At 49.3% G+C, this 18,880-nt stretch carries 18 protein-coding genes and 1 pseudogene; 10 read left to right on the top strand and 9 right to left on the bottom strand.

Features of this window, described 5'->3' with window-relative positions; genetic code table 11:
- Positions 1 to 13: 13 nt before the first annotated feature.
- Together rny and QUE23_RS02050 are read right to left on the bottom strand one after the other, a co-directional pair.
- Positions 14 to 1,579 (bottom strand): ribonuclease Y, encoded by a 1,566-nt coding sequence (gene rny / locus QUE23_RS02055; RefSeq protein ID WP_053830430.1) that lies wholly within the window; start codon positions 1,577 to 1,579, stop codon positions 14 to 16.
- Positions 1,491 to 2,021 carry a 5-formyltetrahydrofolate cyclo-ligase gene (locus QUE23_RS02050; RefSeq protein WP_286349474.1) on the bottom strand — a complete coding sequence of 177 codons (531 nt, stop codon included), beginning with the start codon at positions 2,019 to 2,021 and terminating at the stop codon, positions 1,491 to 1,493. The genes rny and QUE23_RS02050 overlap by 89 nt, the downstream gene beginning before the upstream one ends.
- Before the next feature lie 294 nt (positions 2,022 to 2,315).
- Here QUE23_RS02050 and greA point away from each other — a divergent pair, with 294 nt between their 5' ends.
- The 10 genes and pseudogenes from greA to gmhA all read left to right on the top strand — a co-directional run bounded on the left by greA (position 2,316) and on the right by gmhA (position 9,846).
- On the top strand, positions 2,316 to 2,807 hold the full coding sequence (gene greA / locus QUE23_RS02045; RefSeq protein WP_053830546.1) for a transcription elongation factor GreA: 492 nt from the start codon (positions 2,316 to 2,318) through the stop codon (positions 2,805 to 2,807).
- Entirely contained in the window at positions 2,794 to 3,225 is a 432-nt protein-coding gene (gene dut, locus QUE23_RS02040) for a dUTP diphosphatase (protein ID WP_286349023.1), read from the top strand. The genes greA and dut overlap by 14 nt, the downstream gene beginning before the upstream one ends.
- The gene (locus QUE23_RS02035) at positions 3,225 to 3,836 is read left to right on the top strand and encodes a hypothetical protein (RefSeq protein ID WP_286349022.1); all 612 of its coding nucleotides are present in this window, start codon (positions 3,225 to 3,227) and stop codon (positions 3,834 to 3,836) included. Before dut ends, QUE23_RS02035 begins: the two co-directional genes overlap by 1 nt.
- Complete coding sequence (locus QUE23_RS02030) at positions 3,833 to 5,038, top strand: PQQ-binding-like beta-propeller repeat protein (RefSeq protein ID WP_286349021.1); 1,206 nt, start codon at positions 3,833 to 3,835, stop codon at positions 5,036 to 5,038. The genes QUE23_RS02035 and QUE23_RS02030 overlap by 4 nt, the downstream gene beginning before the upstream one ends.
- The gene (locus QUE23_RS02025; RefSeq protein ID WP_286349020.1) at positions 5,035 to 5,661 is read left to right on the top strand and encodes a type III pantothenate kinase; all 627 of its coding nucleotides are present in this window, start codon (positions 5,035 to 5,037) and stop codon (positions 5,659 to 5,661) included. The genes QUE23_RS02030 and QUE23_RS02025 overlap by 4 nt, the downstream gene beginning before the upstream one ends.
- Positions 5,661 to 6,347 carry a sulfite exporter TauE/SafE family protein gene (locus QUE23_RS02020; RefSeq protein WP_286349019.1) on the top strand — a complete coding sequence of 229 codons (687 nt, stop codon included), beginning with the start codon at positions 5,661 to 5,663 and terminating at the stop codon, positions 6,345 to 6,347. The genes QUE23_RS02025 and QUE23_RS02020 overlap by 1 nt, the downstream gene beginning before the upstream one ends.
- Positions 6,344 to 6,898 (top strand): D-glycero-alpha-D-manno-heptose-1,7-bisphosphate 7-phosphatase, encoded by a 555-nt coding sequence (locus tag QUE23_RS02015; protein WP_286349018.1) that lies wholly within the window; start codon positions 6,344 to 6,346, stop codon positions 6,896 to 6,898. Before QUE23_RS02020 ends, QUE23_RS02015 begins: the two co-directional genes overlap by 4 nt.
- Entirely contained in the window at positions 6,877 to 7,845 is a 969-nt protein-coding gene (gene rfaD, locus QUE23_RS02010; protein WP_286349017.1) for an ADP-glyceromanno-heptose 6-epimerase, read from the top strand. The genes QUE23_RS02015 and rfaD overlap by 22 nt, the downstream gene beginning before the upstream one ends.
- Positions 7,839 to 9,264, top strand: a pseudogene (rfaE1, locus tag QUE23_RS02005) (D-glycero-beta-D-manno-heptose-7-phosphate kinase). The gene rfaD and the pseudogene rfaE1 overlap by 7 nt, the downstream one beginning before the upstream one ends.
- 9 nt (positions 9,265 to 9,273) lie before the next feature.
- Positions 9,274 to 9,846 carry a D-sedoheptulose 7-phosphate isomerase gene (gene gmhA, locus QUE23_RS02000; protein ID WP_286349016.1) on the top strand — a complete coding sequence of 191 codons (573 nt, stop codon included), beginning with the start codon at positions 9,274 to 9,276 and terminating at the stop codon, positions 9,844 to 9,846.
- A gap of 111 nt (positions 9,847 to 9,957) precedes the next feature.
- On the opposite strand, the gene QUE23_RS01995 is transcribed toward gmhA, so the two are convergent.
- The 7 genes from QUE23_RS01995 to QUE23_RS01965 form a co-directional block, all read right to left on the bottom strand.
- A complete protein-coding gene (locus QUE23_RS01995; protein ID WP_286349015.1) occupies positions 9,958 to 10,179 on the bottom strand; it encodes a hypothetical protein in 222 nt (73 codons plus the stop codon).
- Positions 10,180 to 10,184: 5 nt separating this feature from the next.
- Positions 10,185 to 10,865 (bottom strand): F0F1 ATP synthase subunit A, encoded by a 681-nt coding sequence (locus QUE23_RS01990; protein ID WP_286349014.1) that lies wholly within the window; start codon positions 10,863 to 10,865, stop codon positions 10,185 to 10,187.
- Positions 10,866 to 11,076: 211 nt separating this feature from the next.
- Positions 11,077 to 15,519: an outer membrane beta-barrel protein gene (locus QUE23_RS01985; RefSeq protein WP_286349013.1), complete on the bottom strand. Its 4,443-nt coding sequence runs from the start codon at positions 15,517 to 15,519 to the stop codon at positions 11,077 to 11,079.
- A gap of 24 nt (positions 15,520 to 15,543) precedes the next feature.
- A complete protein-coding gene (locus QUE23_RS01980) occupies positions 15,544 to 15,798 on the bottom strand; it encodes a hypothetical protein (RefSeq protein WP_286349012.1) in 255 nt (84 codons plus the stop codon).
- Positions 15,799 to 16,858: 1,060 nt separating this feature from the next.
- Complete coding sequence (locus tag QUE23_RS01975) at positions 16,859 to 17,347, bottom strand: outer membrane beta-barrel protein (protein WP_286349011.1); 489 nt, start codon at positions 17,345 to 17,347, stop codon at positions 16,859 to 16,861.
- The gene (locus QUE23_RS01970; RefSeq protein WP_286349010.1) at positions 17,293 to 17,889 is read right to left on the bottom strand and encodes a hypothetical protein; all 597 of its coding nucleotides are present in this window, start codon (positions 17,887 to 17,889) and stop codon (positions 17,293 to 17,295) included. The genes QUE23_RS01975 and QUE23_RS01970 overlap by 55 nt, the downstream gene beginning before the upstream one ends.
- Positions 17,889 to 18,878 (bottom strand): tRNA dihydrouridine synthase, encoded by a 990-nt coding sequence (locus tag QUE23_RS01965; RefSeq protein WP_286349009.1) that lies wholly within the window; start codon positions 18,876 to 18,878, stop codon positions 17,889 to 17,891. Before QUE23_RS01965 ends, QUE23_RS01970 begins: the two co-directional genes overlap by 1 nt.
- Positions 18,879 to 18,880 lie beyond the last annotated feature (2 nt).

Genomic DNA, 18,880 nt, shown 5'->3' with positions numbered 1-18,880 from the left:
AAGGCTAAGAGCTCTAGCGGGCGATGGCTTTGGCGTGGTTTTCGCGGATGACATGCACCACGACCTCGCCAGGGTATTGTAGATTGGCTTGGATGTCTTTGGCGATGTCGCGGGCAAGCAGGGGGACTTTGGCATCGCTCACTTGCTCAGGGCGGACAATCACGCGCACCTCTCGCCCCGCATCCATGGCAAAGACTTTTTCCACCCCGCTTTGTTGGCTGGCGATGCGCTCCAAATCGTGCATGCGGACTAGGAAGTTTTCGTTTTCCTTGCGGCGTGCCCCGGGTCTTGCAGCAGACAAGGCATCAGCGGCGCACACGGCAGCGCACTCTACACTCTTGATCTCTTGGCGGTCATGGTGGGCGTAAATAGCATTGATCACCACAGGGTGCTCGTGGCAGCGCACACACACCTCAGCCCCCAGATCTACGTGATCGCCCCCATGTTCTTGTGTGAGAGCCTTGCCGATGTCGTGCAAAATCCCCGCCCGGCGGGCTAGTTTAGAATCGCCGCCCAGTTGCTCGGCGATCATGCCGGCTAAAATCGCCACCTCTATGGAGTGGGTGAGCGCATTTTGCCCGTAGCTGGTGCGGTATTTCATGCGCCCCAAGAGCCGTTTTAATTCCTCGTCCATGGAATCTAATTGCAGGTCTAAAATGACTTCTTCGGCTTCTTTTAAAATGCTCTCTTCCATGTTCGCTTCCACCCGTTGGTACACGGTTTCAATGCGCGAAGGTTGGATGCGCCCATCTTGAATCAACAACTCCAAAGTTTGTGTGGCGATTTGCCGCCGGTAGAGATTAAAGCAACTCAAAGTGATGGTCTTGGTTTCCTCATCGATCATCAACTCCACCCCGCTGATGCGCTTAAAGGTGTCGATGTTCTTGCCCTCTTTGCCGATGATGCGCCCGATAAACTCGGCATTGGGTAAAGAAACCACGCTGGTTAAATTCTCCATGGCAAAAGAGCTTGCAAAGCGTGAAGTCGCCTCGGCTAAGATGAAATGTGCGCGCTCTTTGGCTTCCTTCTTGGCTTGGCGCTCATAGCGGCGCACCAAAGCCGCCTTTTGTAAAATCAATTCTTCTTCAAGCAGGCGCAAGAGCAGGGTTTGGGCTTCCTCTTTGGTGTAGCCCGAGCACTCCATGAGGGTTTGCATGGCTTGTTCCTTGAGCTCTTGGTACTCTTGGCAAAGCTTATCTTGGGCGTACTTGCCCTGCTCTAGTTCACGTCTTAGTGTGTCTAACTCGCTTTTATGCTGTTCTAGTTGTTTATGTTTGTGGTGCCAATGCTGTTGTTGTTGTTTTTCTCTATTTTTAAGTTCATCTAGCTTGTGTTGGTAGGCGGATTCTTGAGTCTTTTGACGCTCATCGTGTTCTTGCTGCAGTTGCAAAGCTAGGGTTTTAGACTCTTCTTCTTTGCTCTTGTAAAGCACTTGGGCTTGGTAGATGAGCATGTCCGCTTGGGCTTTGGCTCGGGCGATGAGATTTTGGCTAGCGGCGCTGTAATTTTTCTTGGTGAAGTAAAACACGCCGATACCGGTGAATAAGCAGGGAATTAAAATGCTTAAAGCCTCTTCCATTGATTGTCCTTTGGTGCGTAAAATCGTTGTTTTGCTCTAGGCAGGCGTGGGCTGTGATGTCGTGTGGCGCGCCTAGAGTGTGGGGGGATTTTAAAATTTGGCGGGCGATGAAAATCGTGAAGGGCTTTTTAGCTAAGGTGGCAAAAAGTCGATCGTAAGCCCCTAGCCCAAAACCCACCCGCCTAAGGCCACAATCCACCCCCAAAATGGGGACTATGGCTAGGTCTAAGGGTGCTTTCAAAAAGCTCGGTTTGGGTTGTTTGATGTGTTTAAGGGTGTCTAAAGGCAAGCGGTAAGGCACATAGGTGCAACAGGGCGGATGGATTAAGGGGGCAAACAGGCGCATTTGATGCCTTCTAGCCCACTTGATGAAGGGGCGTACATCTACCTCGTGGGCTAGGGGACAATAGATCAAAACCTTTAACCCAGCCCTAGGGCGCACCCATTTTTGCAATAGGGCATTTGGTTTGTGGTCTTTGATGTCAAAGCCCCGCTTGGCGTATAAAATGCGCTTGCAAGCCGTGCGGAATGCGTCTTTTGTGTCCTTGTCTAGTGTCTTGATGTTTTGCCTTTAGAGAGTGCCAACAACCCATGGGTGAAACCCAAACAACAAACTTTAGGTCCATATTATTAGAACATTTAACTTAGGACGCAATTAATAGGGGGGGGATTTGGCGGATTTAGGGCGTTTTAACCATGCATTTTATATAATCCTAGCTTTATTTTAGGAGTCGCAATGAAAGAGCCGATGAGTGCCTATGGTTATGAAAAGATTTGTGCCGAATTGAAAAAACTTAAAGAAGTGGAAAGGCCACAGATCGTTAAAGAGATCGATCGGGCAAGAGAGCATGGAGATTTAAAAGAGAACGCCGAATACCACGCTGCCAAAGAAAAGCAGGCGTTTATCGAAGCACGGATCAACGATTTGAGCCGTATTTTAGCCAACGCACAAGTGATCGACCCCTCCACTTTAAGCCATCAAAAGGTGAGCTTTGGCAGCACCGTGAAAATCTTAAACCTAGACAACGACAAGGAGTTTTGTTACACCATTGTGGGGAGCATGGAAAGCGACCCCACTAGGGGGCTCATCTCCTTTGGCTCGCCCATTGCCAAAAGTTTAATGGGCAAGAGCAAGGGTGATGAAGTTACGGTGGTGTTGCCCTCTGGCGAGAACGAATTTGAAATTTTAGACATTTACTACAAAGACATTGACTATGCGAAAAGTTAGGTTGCAAAAGCTCCACCCACAAGCCCGAATGCCTGCCTACCAAAGTGCAGGGGCGAGCGGGTTTGATTTATGCGCTCTAGAGAACTTAGAGATCGCCCCTAAGAGTGTGGGCTTGGTAAAAACCGGGATCGCCCTTGAGCTAGAAAAGGGCTATGAAGTGCAAGTGCGCTCAAGATCAGGGCTAGCCCTCAAGCACCAAATTGTGGTCTTAAACTCCCCGGGCACGATTGATAGCGACTATCGGGGCGAATTGCAAGTGATTTTAATGAATTTAGGCAACAGCCCCTTTCACATACAAGCGGGCGATCGGATTGCGCAAGGGGTGCTCTGCCGCGTGTTTCAGGCGGAGTTTGCCCTAGCCCCTGAACTAGAAGCCACGCAAAGGGGTGCCAAGGGCTTTGGGAGCAGTGGGGTTTAATGGAAATTAAAGAGAATTTAACACAGGTCAAAGAAGAGTTTAAAAGCGATGAAAAGCTTTTAGAAAGTGCCTTTCGGCTAGAGAAGTTTTACAACAAGTATAAATATGTGCTGTGGGCATTGGTGGTCTTGGCGTTGGCGTGGTGGGGCTACACAAAGTTTAAAGCGGTGCAAAAGGACAAAAGGACACAAGAGATCACCGCCCTTTACAACGAAGTGTTGGCAAACCCCAACAACACCGCCCCATTAGAAAAATTACAAGAGCAGGCCCCCCAGCTTGCCGAGCTTTACAATTACGCCCAAGCGTTAAAGAACAAGGACATCAAAACTCTAGACAGCCTAAGCCACGCCAAAAACCCCATCGTGAAGGCCCTAGCAGGCTACTACACTGCGTCTTATCATCGTGATTTAAAGGCCCTAAAAGCCCTAGACCTGCCCGCTTTGCAGGATTTGATCCATTTACAACAAGCCTACTTGTTGCATAATGACCCCAAAGCGGCCAACGAGATGAAGGCCTTGATCGCCACCATCCCCCCCACTTCAGGCATTTACCCCATCGCCTCTTTACTCAAACACTACCCCGCCACCGGCATGCAAAAGGCGGCACAATGAGGCATGCATGGCTGTTGGGGTTGGCACTCTTAGCGCTTTTTAGTTTTGGCTGTGGCGATCGCAAGAACTTTAAACCGCCTAGATCCAAGATCGTGCGTCAACTCACCTTCCACGAGCAACTCAAAGCCCCCATCATTTTCACCAACCGCTACGGGGCAATTTTATCCAATGGCGGGGTGTTGGATAGACAGGGCTTGACACAGCTAAAGATTGAGAAGAAGGAGGACAAGGAAACTTCCTTTTTGAACCAAAGCCAAGATTACTACATTTTGGCGCACGATTGCTGGCGCGCCCACAAGCGCAATGGCCCCAAGGTCAAACACAAGAAACACACCACCCTCACAGACAAGCAGGCCCAAGAGGCGATCATCGATAACATTGAAGAGACCGATCAAAATGTGCAGTTGCACGATCACTGCCACAAATTAGAGCTCATCAGCACCGCTCTAAGTGCCGCCCCCTCCATCACCATTCCCCTAGACACCTACCCCTTGAGTGCCAGCATTAAGGGCAACCAATTAGCGGTGGTGATGGCCGACAACTCCGCCAACATCTACGACATCAAAACGAAAAAACTGCTCTTTAATGAAAAGGGCTCATCTAGCCCGGCGATCAACTCCTTAGTCGCCGCGCCGGTGTTCTTAGACACGGTGGTGGTCTTTCCCATGCTCGATGGGCGGCTCTTGGTCGTGGATGTGGCATCTAAAGAGCCTAGGGTCGTGCGCAATATTGTGCTCAACAGCGAGAAGTTTTTTAACAATGTGATTTATCTCAAAGTGGATGATGAAAACATGTTTGCGGCCACGGGCAAAAGGCTCGTGTCGGTGATCTCAGGGCAAGAGTTTAACTTTGATGCGGACATTGTGGATGTGCTTTATAAGCACCACCGCCTATACGTGTTGACTTTAGATGGGCGCATTTTAGAGATGGATCAAACCTTAAACGACCAAAGCATGGGCGTGGTGAAGTTACCCTTTGCCATGTTAAACACTATTGTGGTTACGGATAAAAAGCTCTACACCCTAGAAAAGCGCGGCTACCTAGTGGAAGTGGATTTGGAACACTTTGATGACTACCGCATTTATCCCCTTAAAAGTGCTTCTAAAAGTTTCATGGGGAATTTAGATCGGCCCAGCTTTTACACCGACGACAAGATTTATTACGACCGCTATTTCTTCGATTTGAGCCACAACCACCCATGATTTTATGCGACATCGGCAACACCCATTTACATTTTTACAAAGCAGGACGGGTGTGGGCGTGCACGCCCCAAAATTTAGCAACCCACCAAGAAGCCCTACAAGGCGAAGTTTTCTATATCAGCGTGAACCCCGAATCCACCAACGCCCTATTAGAGCTTTGCCCCAGTGCCACAGATTTAGCCCCCAAAATGCAGCTAAAAAGCAAATATGAAGGGCTGGGGGTGGATCGCATTGCGGCGTGTTTGGGGCTTTGTGGCAAAAGCGGGGTGGTGGTGGATGCGGGCAGTGCGATCACCATTGATGTAATGGAGAGTAGGGTGCATTTGGGGGGCGTGATTTTACCCGGCTTTGAAAGCTACCGCCACGCCTTTCAACACATTTCGCCTGCTCTAGACTTGCCTTTAAATTTGCGGGTGGATTTGCAGAGTTTACCCAACGCCACCGCAGACGCGCTAGGCTATGGGGCCTTGCAAAGCGTGCTTTTAACTCTTAAACACCTTGTGGGGGAGCGTAAGGTGTATTTTACAGGCGGAGATGGCAAGTTTTTAGCCAACTTCTTTAGCCAAGGCATTTACGATGGGCTTTTGGTCTTTCATGGCATGCTAGCCACTCTAGGGGCTTGATGGAGCTGGTCTATCTCTTTTTCAGCGCCTCTTTAATGGCACTCTCTCATTGTGTGGGGATGTGCGGGGGGGTGGTGCTCGCCTACTGCCAAAATAAATTTGCCCCCCAAATGCCCTTAAAAGCCCAACTGGCCGCCCACACGCTCTACAACTTGGGGCGGGTGAACATGTATGTCTTTGTGGGCTTCTTAGCCTTTTTGGGCTTTCATGGGCTTTTAGCGGTTTTAGCAAAGTCTTTGAATCTGCCTAGAGCGCACTTGCAAGGAGCGGTGCTGGTGGGCGTGGGGGTGTTGATGGCTCTGTTTGCGTTGGGTTTTATCTTACGCCTTAAAAACCCCCTAGCTTTAAGTGGGGGGCTCTTTGCTAGGGGTTTTAAAAGCCTTTTTAGCACGCCTAGCTTACCTAGCTTTTACGCCCTAGGGCTTTTAAATGGGCTCTTGCCCTGTGGGATGGTTTATTGGTTTGTGTTAAACGCCCTGGCGCGCCCGAATTTAATGGGTGCGCTTGAAGTGATGGTGGTTTTGGGTCTAGCGACTTTTGCGCCCATGTTTGTTTTTGGCGCGCTTTTTGGCAATTTTTTAAACTCCAAATGGCGCGCATGGTTTCAAAAAGCCGCCTTTGTGCTGCTTTTAGGCTTTGCCGCCCACACCATTTATATGGGCGTAAAAATGTTAGGACATCTATGAAGGCTCTCTTTTTAGACAGGGATGGCGTGGTGAATGTCGATAAGGGCTATGTCTATTTAGCTAAAGATTTTGAATTTGTGCCCGGCATTTTCACGCTTTTAAGGGGGGCTAAAGATTTGGGCTACTTGCTCTTGCTGGTGACTAACCAATCGGGCATAGGGCGCGGTTTCTACAGCCTCAAGGACTTTGAAGCCTTAAACGCCTACATGCAAGCCAAATTACAAGAGAAACTAGGTTTTGGGCTAGATAAAATTTACTTCTGCCCCCACGCCCCTAACCAAAATTGCGCTTGTAGAAAACCCAAAGTGGGCATGTTAGAGCAAGCCCTGCAAGATTTCCCCCTTGATTTAGCCCAAAGCGTGCTTGTGGGCGATAAGCCAAGCGATGTGGAATTTGGGCTAAAAGGGGGGGTTGGCATCAATTTACTTTTCGCCCCGCAAGAGCAAGATGTTAAAGCACAAGCGTTGCTGACGCGCGTTGCACGCCTAGAGCAGGTGTTGGACTTTTTAACCCCACAGAAAGGACACTTTTGTTTACCCCAAATACCCTAGAGAACAAAACCATTGTCATCACCGGTGGAGCGGGCTTTATCGGCAGCAATTTAGCCATGTATTTTCAAACCTATCACCCCAAAGCGCGGGTGGTTGTCATCGACAAATTTAGAGAGCAAACCCCTCCCACTACAAGCTTAGGGCATTTTAAAAACCTCTTAGACTTTCATGGCGAAATCATCACCGCAGACATCACCAAAGATCTAGGCGTGTTGAAGAAACTGGACTTTGACTATTTGTTTCACCAAGCGGCGATCTCCGACACCACGAATTTAAATCAAGAGTTGGTGATGAAAACCAACCACCAAGCCTTCATTAGGCTTTTAAAAATCGCCCTTAAAAAGGATGCAAGAGTCATTTACGCTTCTTCAGCGGGCGTTTATGGCAACACCCCCGCCCCAAACAAGGTCGGTTTTGGGCAAAGACCCGAAAATGTCTATGGCTTTTCTAAACTCTGCATGGACAAAAGCGCGCTAGATTTTGCCCTTGAGAGTTTCATGCCCATTGTGGGCTTGCGTTATTTTAATGTCTATGGCCCGGGAGAGTTTTACAAGCACAAAACCGCTTCCATGGTCTTGCAACTGGGCTTACAAGCCCTGCAACACAAAGAAGTCAAGCTCTTTGAATTTGGAGAGCAAAAACGCGACTTTGTTTATATTGATGATGTGATCCAAGCCTGCGTGAAGGCGATGAGCGCGTCTGTCAGCGGCGTGTATAATGTGGGCTATGGCAAGAGCCGTAGTTACAACGACATTGTGCGCTTGTTGCAAGAACATTTAGGCGACTTCAAGGTTACCTACATTAAAAACCCCTACGACTTCTTCCAGGAGCACACTTGTGCCGACATTGCCCCCACGCATGCCGATTTAAACTACGCCCCCGCCTACGACCTAGAAAGGGGTGTGTCAGCCTATATCCCCACGATTAGAGAGCTCGCCCGGTGTTAGAAGCTTTTTTAACCCCGCCCAAAAACCCCCCGCATGTGTTGGTGGTGGGCGACATCATCATAGACCACTACATTTGGGGGCAAAGCGAGCGGCTCTCTCCTGAAGCCCCCGTGCAGGTCGTGGATGTCAAAGAGGAGAGCCGCCGCCTTGGGGGGGCGGGCAATGTGGCGGATAATTTAATTGCCCTGGGCGCAAGCGTGGATTTGTGTGGGGTGGTGGGGGGGATGGGGGCAAAGTTGGTTGTTTGAAACCTTGCAATCTTTGGGCGTGGGTTCTAGTGGGATTTTGGTGGATGCCAAACGCCCCACGAGCCAAAAATCGCGGGTGATGATTTCTAAACAGCAAGTGTTGCGGGTGGATCGCGAGCGCAAAGACCCCATTGACAAGGATTTATGTGCCGCCCTGCTAGAAAAGGCGAGTGGCCTCTTAGAAAAAGCCGATGTGTTGGTGTTGTCCGATTATTTAAAGGGCGTTTTAGACACGCATTTATGCCAAGAGCTGATTAAACGCGCCAAAGCGCAGCAAAAGATCGTTTTATGCGACCCCAAGGGCAGGGACTACTCCAAATACGCCCACGCCGATTTAATCACCCCCAATAAAAAAGAAGCCCAAATGGCGACAGGGGTGGAGATTGCCGATGATGCAAGCCTAGCCCAAGCCTTGAGTTTCTTTAAAGAAAATTTGCAAATCGCCACGCCTTTAATCACCCTAAGCGAGCAGGGCATGGCGTTTTTGGATCAAGATTTACACAAAATCCCCACCATTGCCAAAGAGGTCTATGATGTGAGCGGGGCAGGCGACACGGTGATCGCCGCTTTGGCCTTTTGTTTAGGGCTAGGCTATCCCATAGAGCAAGCGTGCCATTTTGCCAATGCGGCCGCGGCGGTGGTGGTGGCAAAAGTGGGCAGCGCTCAGGCAAGCTACGCTGAAGTGCTCAACTTTTTGCAAAAGCACTACCACAAGGGGCAAAAGGTGTTAGACAAGACGACACTCTGCGCCCTGCTAAAAGCCATGCACCCACCTAAGATCATCTTCACCAATGGCTGTTTTGATTTGTTGCACAGAGGGCATGTAGAGTATTTACAAAAGGCGAAGGCTTTGGGGGGACTCTTGGTCGTGGGGCTAAATAGCGACTCTTCGGTGCGCCGTTTAAAAGGCAAGAGCCGCCCCATTTGCAGCCAAGACGCGCGGGCGTTTGTGCTCGCAGGGCTAGAATGTGTGGATTTTGTGGTGCTCTTTGAGGAGGACACTCCCCTGGAGTTGATTAAAGCCCTAAAGCCCCATGTGTTAGTCAAGGGGGCAGACTATGCGGGCAAAGAGGTTGTGGGTAGCAGTTTAGTGAAGGAAGTGGTGTTGATAGACTTTGTCAAGGGCTACTCCACCACAAGCACACTAGAGAAAATCCAAAATTTACATTAAGGAAGCAAGATGCACGCACTGATTCAAGCCGCGTTTTTAGAACACAGCCAAGTAACACAGGATACTTTGGCACATTTAGCCACAAACCTAGCGCAAAGCGGGGATTTTTTACTAGACACGCTCAAAAACGGCCATAAGATTTTGATTTGCGGCAATGGGGGCAGTGCCGCCGATGCACAGCATTTTGCGGCCGAACTTACAGGGCGTTACAAACAAGAAAGACGGGGCTTGCCTGCCATTGCCCTTAGCACGGACACCTCCGCCTTAACGGCTATTGCCAATGACTACGGCTATGAGCGGGTATTTGAGCGCCAAGTAGAGGCTTTAGGGCAGGCGGGGGATTGTTTGGTGGGGATTTCCACAAGCGGCCATTCACAAAATGTCCTGCTCGCCCTACAAAAGGCGCAAGAGTTGGGCTTAAGCACGCTCGGGCTTAGCGGACGGGGGGGCGGGGCGATGCGCGCTTTATGCACGCATAATTTAATCGTGCCAAGCACCAACACCCCCCGCATTCAAGAGATGCACATCCTTTTAATCCATCTGCTTTGCGATCATGTAGAGCGGGGGTTTGTGGGTGCTTAAGCCAAAGGCTTAAGCTCTAAGAGCCAAAGGCTTAAGCTTTTGTAAGCCGGAGGGATTAAGATTTAAAGCTGAAAGCTTGAGCTCTTTAAGCCAAAGGCTTTAAGATAGGTTTTAAATGCGCTCTTTAGGGCTCTCTTGGATGAGGGCAGACATGGACTTTGCCATGAGGGCGAAAAAGACAAACAGCCCAAAGACAAAGAGCGCAAAAAACACCGCCACCACCAAGCCTAAATCGTTCAAGAGAAAGAAGCACAACCCCCCACAGACAAGGGCAATGCCGACAAACAGCCCTGCAAAGAAGTCTAAGAGCGATGCGATGGTGTCCTTTTTCATAGGGGCTAGTGGCTCTCATCCACTAAAACCGCCCCCGCCAAATAGACATAGGTTAAAATCATAAAGACAAAGGCTTGTAAAATCCCCATGAAAAAGAGCACCATGAAAGGCGCAACGGGGATCGCCCAAGGCACGAGCAAGAGCATGATGAGCAAGAACATGTCATCGCCCTTGATGTTGCCAAAGAGACGGAAAGAGAGCGAAATGATGCGGGAGAAGTGGGAGATGATCTCCACGGGGAACATGATGGGCATGAGCCATTTGACGGGCCCTAAGAAATGCTTGAAGTAGGGGACGACTCCTTGATTGCGGATGCCCTCAAAGTGGTAGTAAATGAAGACAACCAAAGCCAAAACCAGCGTGAAGCTCCAATTTGCCGTGGGAGCTTCAAAGCCCGGGATGATGCCTATCATGTTGCAATAAAAGACAAAGAGCGCAATGGTGCCGGTGAGGGGGAAATATTGACGGGCGAGCTCCTCGCCGATGACATCTTTTGCCACATGCAAAATGCCCTCCACAATAGCCTCATAGACATTCTGTAAACCCATAGGCACGATTTGCAACTTTTTCACCGCTATTTTGCTGATGACAAGCGTGAATAAGGCGCAAAAGACAGCGTAAAACCCGATGATGAAATCGTGGTTATGGCTGATTAAACCTGCAAAAGTAAAAACCCGATGCTCCATATCCTCTCCAAAAAAGCCCTATTATACTACAACTCCCCTAAAATGGCAAAATATTAGGGGCAAAAAAGGGGAGTTCGTGGGGTTAACAATGTTGCCAAACTTTAAAAACGTGTGGGGGCGTTGCGCGCATACAGTTGCTCCACCCCTTGCACCCAAACAACTCCAAGCCCCAACCAACAAGGGGCCTAAAACTTGTTAAAGCCCCTTTTGTCTAGAAATTGTAAACATAGTTGATGTAAACCGCCACATTGCGTTTATAAGTGATGGCTTCACTGTAGCCATCAACATGGCCCTTAAAGTAATAGTTGGTGGCAAGGGGGATACGCAAACCTACCTCAAACCCGTGGTGTTTGCTGACATTGGTTCTAAAGCCAATGTTTAAAGGGATTTGGAAGTAGGTGGTGTTCATGTGTGCGCTGCCCCCAGCGTTGTTAAAGTCGTGCATCATTGCTATGGTTTGGCTTGCCCCCTTAGCTAACCAAGTCGAGCCGGTGAACATCAACCCTGCAAAGAGCCCTGTGGTGTATTTGCCATCTTTGCTCTCATAGAAGTTGTAAAGAGCATCCACCCCCGCCCCATAGACGAAGTTATCCACAGCGGCGGTGTCGTTCAAGTAGAACAAGCCGTGCTGGTAGCTAAAGGTGCCGTAGTAACGTAGTCCCCAGCGTTTGCTTTTGCCAAAGAACTGCTTATACCCGATTTGTGCGTCCACGCCGTACATGTTGCCGTTTTGGCTTTGGGGGGGCAAGTTGTAAGTGCCCCCCTTAGCAGGTGCACTAGCTGTGGTGACCTCTTTATTGTCCTTCATGTAAGAGGCTAGGCTAGTTTGTGTGGCTTTTAAGTAGGCGAGCAAGGCGTTTAATTGCCCCACAGCCGCGTTGATTTGATTGGCTGTGGCGGTGTTGTTCACCGATAAGTCGGTTTTGGGCGAGTCAAATTTTGCCAAGAGTATCGAAGCCTCAGCTTTAGAAAATTCAGCTGCCACGCTTGTGAGTGGGGTGTTGGGGTTAAGCTGCGCGAGCGCATTTTCACGGGCTTGTTGCACCTGTGTGATGAGCCCATTGAGGTTTTGTTGCACTTGGTAGAAGTTGATTTGTTGGCTGTCAAGAGAAGACACCACCGCATTGAAGTTGTTGGCAATGCTCGAGCTGACATAGCCGCCACTTTGCAAATCTTGCATGATGGAGGCGTTGTTGTTCCCTGGAGTTGTGAAGTAGTTATTCATCCCATAAACAAGGTTCACCAACATTTGGCTGTCTACATTGTTGCCATTGCCCACTTGGCCCAGTAAGTTGCTCTCGATTTGGCTTGCAAAGCTGTTTTGACTATCCACATAGTTGGTGTAAGCACTTTCTTTGGCTTGCGCTGTGGCGGTGCTGCTGCCCAAAGTGGCGATGTCTTGTTGCATTTGCTGTGCGGGGGTGAGCTGTTGTTGGGGCTGGTTGTTCCCGCTTTGTGTGCCATTGCCACTAGAATTTGGAATCCAGTCGGGGATGCCACCACTGCTACCACTGTTGCCACTGCTGCCGCTCACTCCAGCGGCTTGGGCTAGAGCGTTGATTTTTGAGCTGTAGTTGCTAAGAGCAGAAGCGACGCTATCCATGGAGGTGCTTAATTGCGTTAAACTGGCCTTTAACCCACTGTCGCCATTGACACCGCTTGTAATTTTTGCGATTTCAGCAGTTACTTTGCTGTAAGCCGTCTGTGCTGCTTGCACTTTTGTTCGCGCAGGTGCAATAGCGGCTTGGGCATCTTTTAAACTGATTTCATCGGCGGCGACTTGCTTTTGGGCCAACACAAGGCGTTGCATCGCCATCATGCGTGCGGCTGGAGTGGCCGCTGCTTGCACGGCTTCTCTAGCGCTTACAAGATTGTTGAGAGATTGTTGGAGGCTATTGATCGATGTCTGTAACGCACTAGCAATGTTCTTGTAAGTCGTTTGCGCATCTGTTAAGAGTCCGGCAGTGCTTTGCGCAAGGCCCTCGATGGTTTGCACGCTTGAAGCCATAGAACTTGCATTGGTTTGGAAGCTCTTAAGATCGCTGATGAGGGTGTTGATGAGGCTTGAAGCTGTGGTGCTAGAGGAGCCGGTGTTTCCAGTTGAACCAGTTGAGCCTGTTGAGCCAATGCTGCCCGTACTTCCAGTTGAGCCTGTTGAACCAGTGGTACTGCTTGTTTTGCCAGTGTCTCCAGTTGAACCAGTGTCTCCAGTGTTGCCGGTAGAACCTGTGGAACTGCCTTTGTCAGCGGAACCTGCGTTTTGCCCTTGTCCGTTTGAGCCGGTCGTGTCTTTTTGGTTGCCAGAACCTGTGGTTTGTCCTTCTTTTCCTTGTTCTCCGCTGGTTTGTTGATCTCCTTTTCCTTGATCCGCGCCGGCTTGCTGTTGATCCTGAGCCTTTTGACTTTTGCCGGCTGTTTGCTGACCATCACTCTGTCCGCCATTAGAAGTTTGTTTGTTTTGGCTTCCTTGATTCCCGTTTTTTACATCTTTATTGTCCGTCTGTGAAGTCTGTGAATCTTTGGAGTCTTTAGCTAAGCTGGCCAACACCCCATCATTCATAGCGAAGGCTTTAGAATCTTGTGTTTTTACACTCTTGCCATCTGTGGGGCTTTGTGTTTCAGTCTTGGCTGTCGATTCAGTCTTGGTGGACTCAGTCTTAGCGGAGTCGGTTTTAGGCTCTGGGTCGGTTTTAGGTGCGGTGTTTTGGCTAGGTTTGTTTGTAGAAGCTGAGTGAGAATCGCCACTGCCACTTGGATTGCTGTCTGCAGTTTTGCTTTTATCGGGATTTGTAGGGGCGGCTTGTCCTCCGTTTGAGCTGGTCGTGTCTTTTTGGTTGCTAGAACTTGTGGTTTGCCCTTCTTTTCCTTGATTCCCGCTGGCTTGCTGTTGGCCTTTTCCTTGTTCTCCTCCAGCAGCTTGTTGGTTTTTATTGCCTTGCTGATCTCCGCCTTGCGCTGATTGGCTTTGATTTCCTTTTGATCCAGTGTTACCGTTTGAACCTGCGGTTTGATCTCCTTTTCCTTGTTCTCCGCCGGTAGATTGATCTCCTTTTGATCCAGTGTTACCGTCTGGACTTGTGTTTTGCCCTTGTCCGTTTGAGCTGGTCGTGTCTTTTTTGCTGGTTGGGGATGTTGTGCTGTTAGGACCACCGCTGCTCGAACTGGAGCTTGAACTGCTTGAACTGCTACTGGGGCTACTGCTACTTGGATTGCTTGAACTAGGACTACTTGAACTAGGGCTGCTGCTGCTTGAGCTGCTAGAGCTCCCTAAATTAGGATCATATTTTGCAGCACTATTCATTGCGGTTTGCATGCCTTGGGCGGTTTTAAGAAAGCCAGCTATGCTGCTAGCCGCTGTTGTGTAGCTGTTATAGACAGTGCCTAAATTGCCGATCACCCCCGTGCCGCCACTTCCATCACTGCCAGCAGTGCCCAGTAAACTCAATTCTGTAGTTAATTGCGCCTGTATCCCTGTGCTGGCTGTGCTGATTTGCGACTCGGCTTGTTGGAGAAGACCTATCGCATTATTAATGTCCTGATTAGAAACAGAACCATCGTTAGTGCCTAACGCAGTTACTGCCTTTCCAAGCGTTGTGACTAGCGTATCGACGGCTGTGCCATAATTTCCATTACTCCCCAAATCGCTGTCAATGTTGAGAAGATTATTGATCGCACTTGATGTTTTGCTGTTTGCAGTTTGCAAAGTGCTTTGTAAATTGCTGACATGCGTATTCATCTGCCCGATTTGGTATTGCAAGCTTTGGTAGGTGGCTGTGCCTAGATTATCGCTGGTTGCACCAGGCAGACCACAGCCGGCAGTGGGGCAGGTGTCGCTAGTGCTGCCCGTACTTCCAGTTGAGCCTGTTGAGCCAGTGCTGCCAGTCGAACCTGTACTTCCTGTACTTCCTGTACTTCCTGTAGAACCAGTGTTGCCGGTAGAACCTGTAGAACTGCCTTTGTCAGTAGAACCTGCGTTTTGCCCTTGTCCGTTTGAGCCGGTCGTGTCTTTTTGGTTGCCAGAACTTGTGGTTTGCCCTCCTTTTCCTTGATCCCCGCTGGCTTGCTGTTGGCCTTTTCCTTGTTCTCCTCCAGCAGCTTGTTGGTTTTTATTGCCTTGCTGATCTCCGCCTTGCGCTGATTGGCTTTGACTTCCTTTTGATCCAGTGTTACCGTTTGGACTTGTGTTTTGCCCTTGTCCGTTTGAGCTGGTCGTGTCTTTTGGATTGCCATTTCCTGCGGCTTGTCCTTGTTTATTTCCTTGATTCCCGCTGGCTTGCTGTGGGTTTTTATTTCCTTGATCTCCACCAGCTTGCTGTGGTTTTTTCCCCTGTTCTCCTCCAGCAGCTTGTTGGTTTTTATTGCTTTGATCTGCGCCTTTAGCATTTTGATCTTTAGCTTGTGAAGTCTGCAAATCTTTTGTGCCCTTAACATCCGCAACAGAAGCTTTAAAAATCATGGGCTCTAACTCTAAAGCGTGGCTGGCAAGTAAGGGGCCTTGCTTGTCTTTAGCCATCTCCTCTAAATCCACATTTCTAGCTTCTGTGGCCGCTAACCCCGGGGCAAAAAACGCTCCTGCTAAGGCTAAATTTAGGGGGACTTTGGAGCATTTTTTAAAAACAGGTTTGGTCGTTTTAACAAAGTTGGGTTTTTTCATGAGTTTGTCCTTTAGAGTTGTGGTTTATTGATTGTTTGGCATGTTGGGGATGGTGTTGTTGCCGATGGTGGGGCTGATGCCACCATTAGTGGGCTGCACGGCTGTGAGCGGGTTGTTTTGGGGCTGTATGGGCTGGGCTGGGACTTGTTGGCTTTGCTGGGTGGCTTTGGTCATGTTCGAGTATTGAAACCCGACTTCTCCATAAGCTCCGCTGTTTTCTGCAAAGAGGGCAGACACGCTCAAAAGACTGAGGGCACAAACAAAGGGGCGTAAACGCATAGGTTTTCCTTACATCAAAAAATGGGAGCAAAGTTAGAGGATTAAGTGGAGATGTATGCAGATAGGGGGGATTATGCGGGCCTTGTGCCCGCTAGCAAGCCCCCCTAAACCCAAGGGATAAACCCAAGGGATAAACCCAAGGGATAAACCCAAGGGATAAACCCAAGGGATAGTGAAACAATCCCTTAAGGCTCTAAAATTGTCATAGCTATTCTAGCACAAAAAAGGGTAAAGTGGGCAAATTTTTTGCGGTACTGACAGGGGGGGGGGGTGAAAGCGCACCACAAGGGGATTTTAAAGCAAAATTCGGGTGGCTTCAAGGGTGCATTGGGTGCTTCAAGTCTTAAAATGCTGGTTATGTGAAAGTTGCCAGGGGTGGGTGTGGGATTTAAGGGGATTTGGGATAGAATACGGGCCTGGCACTTTGGTTATCTCTTGATCTGCGAACTTGGCGCACTGCAAGCTAGAAGTTCATTTTTAGTTTGTGTACGGGGGTCGGGTAGAAAGCGGGTTACTCCCGAGAAAGGAGATAACCGATGCACAAGTTGCTAATAATCCTAGCGTTTGTGGTTGTTTTCGCAGAACAACTACATTAGGCCAACCAACAAGCACACAGTGCTTGCCTCGCCAAAAGGCGGGGGGCTAACGCTGGGGCTATTGTGCCACAGCCAAACTTAAAAATCACACATCACAGAAATTTTACATTTTCACTTGAGACAAGAGGACTAACGCAGCACGTAACCTTAAGGGGACTTAGGATAGAATGGGGGCTTGGCACTTTGGTTATCCACTAATCCGCTATTTGGAGCACTGCAAGTTTTTAGCTTGTGTAGGGGTCGGGTAGGTGTGGGTTGCCCCCAGTTAGGAGGTAACCAAAATGAGAAAACTAATGATAGTTCTAGCGTTAGTGATCGTTTTAGCGGAACGATTGCTTTAGGCCTCTAACAAGCACATAGTGCTTGCCCCGCCAAGAGGCGGGGGGCTAACGCTAGGGCTATTGTGCCACAGCCAAACTTAAAAATCACAAACGCGCCACAAACCCCAAAAGCCCAAGCAAGACCTAAAACAAATACGCGTAACTCACATAAAATTGGCTTTGGCGGGTGATGCTTAGGGATTGCTTGATGGTTTGCTGGGTGCCTGGGTTGGTGTTGCCGTAGTTATACCAGTTGTGGGCGGTTATGGAGTAGTAGGGCAACTTCCACCCCAAGTTAAAGCGGTTGTGTTGACCTAGGTAGAGTTGGTAGCCCACATTGACATAAAAGCCATTGCCTGCGGCAAAAAAGCGGGTCTTGTCAATGTGCCCCTTGCTAAGGGAGTTGCCCCCTAGAGCACTTAGAGCTTCGTTGTTGAAACGATCGCTCCAAAGCATGGCATACTCCACGCCCCCGCCCACAAAGACTCCCATTTTAAAGAAAATCATCTTGGGGTGGTGTTTTCTTAGCCAAATGTCTATGGGGATGTTTAAGAAAAAATCCACATTTAAGCCCAAAGTTACCATGTGGGCGGGGCTTGAGAGCAGGATCTCTTGGGGGTGGGGGTGGGGCATAGTCCTAGGGGATTAGCATTCGTTAGGGCGGCACAAGGGGAGCTGTAGCCTTGTGGGGTGCTGTAGGTGACTTGTCCGGTGTTAGGATTGGTGGTGGCGGTGGGGATGACTTGTCCCGTGTTGGAATCGATGGCTTTGATGTTTTGCGGATTGTAGTTGAGTCCGCCCCTATTTTGCACCTTGTAACGCTCGCCTAAGTTGGCATTGGCGTATTCAATGTCCCCATAGACACGAATCCCGCTAATGCCAAATTTATCAAAAAACAGCTCGTCGCCCAGCGTGTAGGTGAAGGCAAAATTGGCGCTCTTGCTGGCACTAGGCCTATAAAAGCCCACAATTTCGTTGTTTTTACACAAATTGTCCGGACAGGCATAGACGCTGTTGTTGCCTGGTAGGGTGCTCGGGTTATTCATGCTCAGCTGGTTGGCAAAAGTGCTTTTGAAGTTTTGCACCATACCAAAGCGTGCACCCGTGAAGATGTGGTTTTTTACCGCCCACAAGGGGTGCATAGCTAGCCCCACTAAAAGGAATTTCTTTAACATTAAATGCTCTTATTGTTTAGGGTTACAAGTTGGGGCAGGGGGCTTAGGGGTGTGGGCGTGCTGAAAAACTCTTCAATTCGCGCCCGTGCCTCCTTAGATTCTTTCATATTATTGACCGCCGTTTTAAACACACTGGCGTTGGCATGCCCCTTAGCGTAGGCGTGTAGGTTTTTGCGAAACATGATCACCCCCCGATCTCCATAAAAGGCGACCATTTTGTCAAAATGCTCTAAAACTAGGTCTTTTTTCAGCACGGCGGGCAATTCCTCTGTGTTGTTTTTAATCTGCCAAAAAATCCACGGCTGGGTGAGGCTTGAGCGCCCGATCATCACCCCATTTGCCCCCGTGTAAGCCAGCACCTCTTGCGCTTTTTTGGGGCTGTCGATTTCGCCATTGGCGATCAGGGGCTTGTTTAAAATTTGGCGCATGCACCGCACGCTTTCATAATCTATGCGCTCTTTTTTGTAGCGATCCGCCCTAGTCCTTGCATGCACCACCACAAAATCCACGGGGGCATCGTTGAGGGCGTGGGCGATTTCTAGCGGGATTTTGCTCTCAAAGCCTAGGCGTACTTTTACACTGCTGTAAGGCTTGTTGCTCTTTTCTTTAATGAGACGCAAGAGTTTAACAAGGTGGTTTAAATCCTTTAAAAGCCCGCTGCCATTGCCATGGTTAGCCACTTTAGGGGCGGGGCAGCCGCAATTAAAGTCTATAATGTCAATGCCCTCAAGGGCGTTGATTTTCTCCACCGCCTCAGCCACGATTTGCTCTTTAGAGCCGGCGATTTGCACGCTAAAGGGCTTTTCCTCGGGCGATTTCTCTAGCATTTTGGCGGTTTTGTTAAAGGCATACACGAGGGCGTGGCTACTCACCATTTCGCTCACCGTAACATCCACACCAAAGCGTTTCACCACGCTTCGAAAGGGCAAATCCGTATAACCCGCAAGGGGGGCTAAAAATAATAATTTCTCAAAAACTAATTTTTCCATAA

Source organism: Helicobacter felistomachi, from assembly GCF_030296895.1.
Lineage (GTDB): Bacteria > Campylobacterota > Campylobacteria > Campylobacterales > Helicobacteraceae > Helicobacter > Helicobacter felistomachi.
This window is presented reverse-complemented; position numbering and strand designations above follow the sequence as displayed.

Coding starts and splice junctions, on each gene's coding strand:
- rny (WP_053830430.1), bottom strand. CDS start 1,579: ATGGAAGAGGCTTTAAGCATTTTAATTCCCTGCTTATTCACCGGTATC.
- greA (WP_053830546.1), top strand. CDS start 2,316: ATGAAAGAGCCGATGAGTGCCTATGGTTATGAAAAGATTTGTGCCGAA.
- dut (WP_286349023.1), top strand. CDS start 2,794: ATGCGAAAAGTTAGGTTGCAAAAGCTCCACCCACAAGCCCGAATGCCT.
- QUE23_RS02035 (WP_286349022.1), top strand. CDS start 3,225: ATGGAAATTAAAGAGAATTTAACACAGGTCAAAGAAGAGTTTAAAAGC.
- QUE23_RS02030 (WP_286349021.1), top strand. CDS start 3,833: ATGAGGCATGCATGGCTGTTGGGGTTGGCACTCTTAGCGCTTTTTAGT.
- QUE23_RS02025 (WP_286349020.1), top strand. CDS start 5,035: ATGATTTTATGCGACATCGGCAACACCCATTTACATTTTTACAAAGCA.
- QUE23_RS02020 (WP_286349019.1), top strand. CDS start 5,661: ATGGAGCTGGTCTATCTCTTTTTCAGCGCCTCTTTAATGGCACTCTCT.
- QUE23_RS02015 (WP_286349018.1), top strand. CDS start 6,344: ATGAAGGCTCTCTTTTTAGACAGGGATGGCGTGGTGAATGTCGATAAG.
- gmhA (WP_286349016.1), top strand. CDS start 9,274: ATGCACGCACTGATTCAAGCCGCGTTTTTAGAACACAGCCAAGTAACA.
- QUE23_RS01995 (WP_286349015.1), bottom strand. CDS start 10,179: ATGAAAAAGGACACCATCGCATCGCTCTTAGACTTCTTTGCAGGGCTG.
- QUE23_RS01990 (WP_286349014.1), bottom strand. CDS start 10,865: ATGGAGCATCGGGTTTTTACTTTTGCAGGTTTAATCAGCCATAACCAC.
- QUE23_RS01985 (WP_286349013.1), bottom strand. CDS start 15,519: ATGAAAAAACCCAACTTTGTTAAAACGACCAAACCTGTTTTTAAAAAA.
- QUE23_RS01980 (WP_286349012.1), bottom strand. CDS start 15,798: ATGCGTTTACGCCCCTTTGTTTGTGCCCTCAGTCTTTTGAGCGTGTCT.
- QUE23_RS01975 (WP_286349011.1), bottom strand. CDS start 17,347: ATGCCCCACCCCCACCCCCAAGAGATCCTGCTCTCAAGCCCCGCCCAC.
- QUE23_RS01970 (WP_286349010.1), bottom strand. CDS start 17,889: ATGTTAAAGAAATTCCTTTTAGTGGGGCTAGCTATGCACCCCTTGTGG.
- QUE23_RS01965 (WP_286349009.1), bottom strand. CDS start 18,878: ATGGAAAAATTAGTTTTTGAGAAATTATTATTTTTAGCCCCCCTTGCG.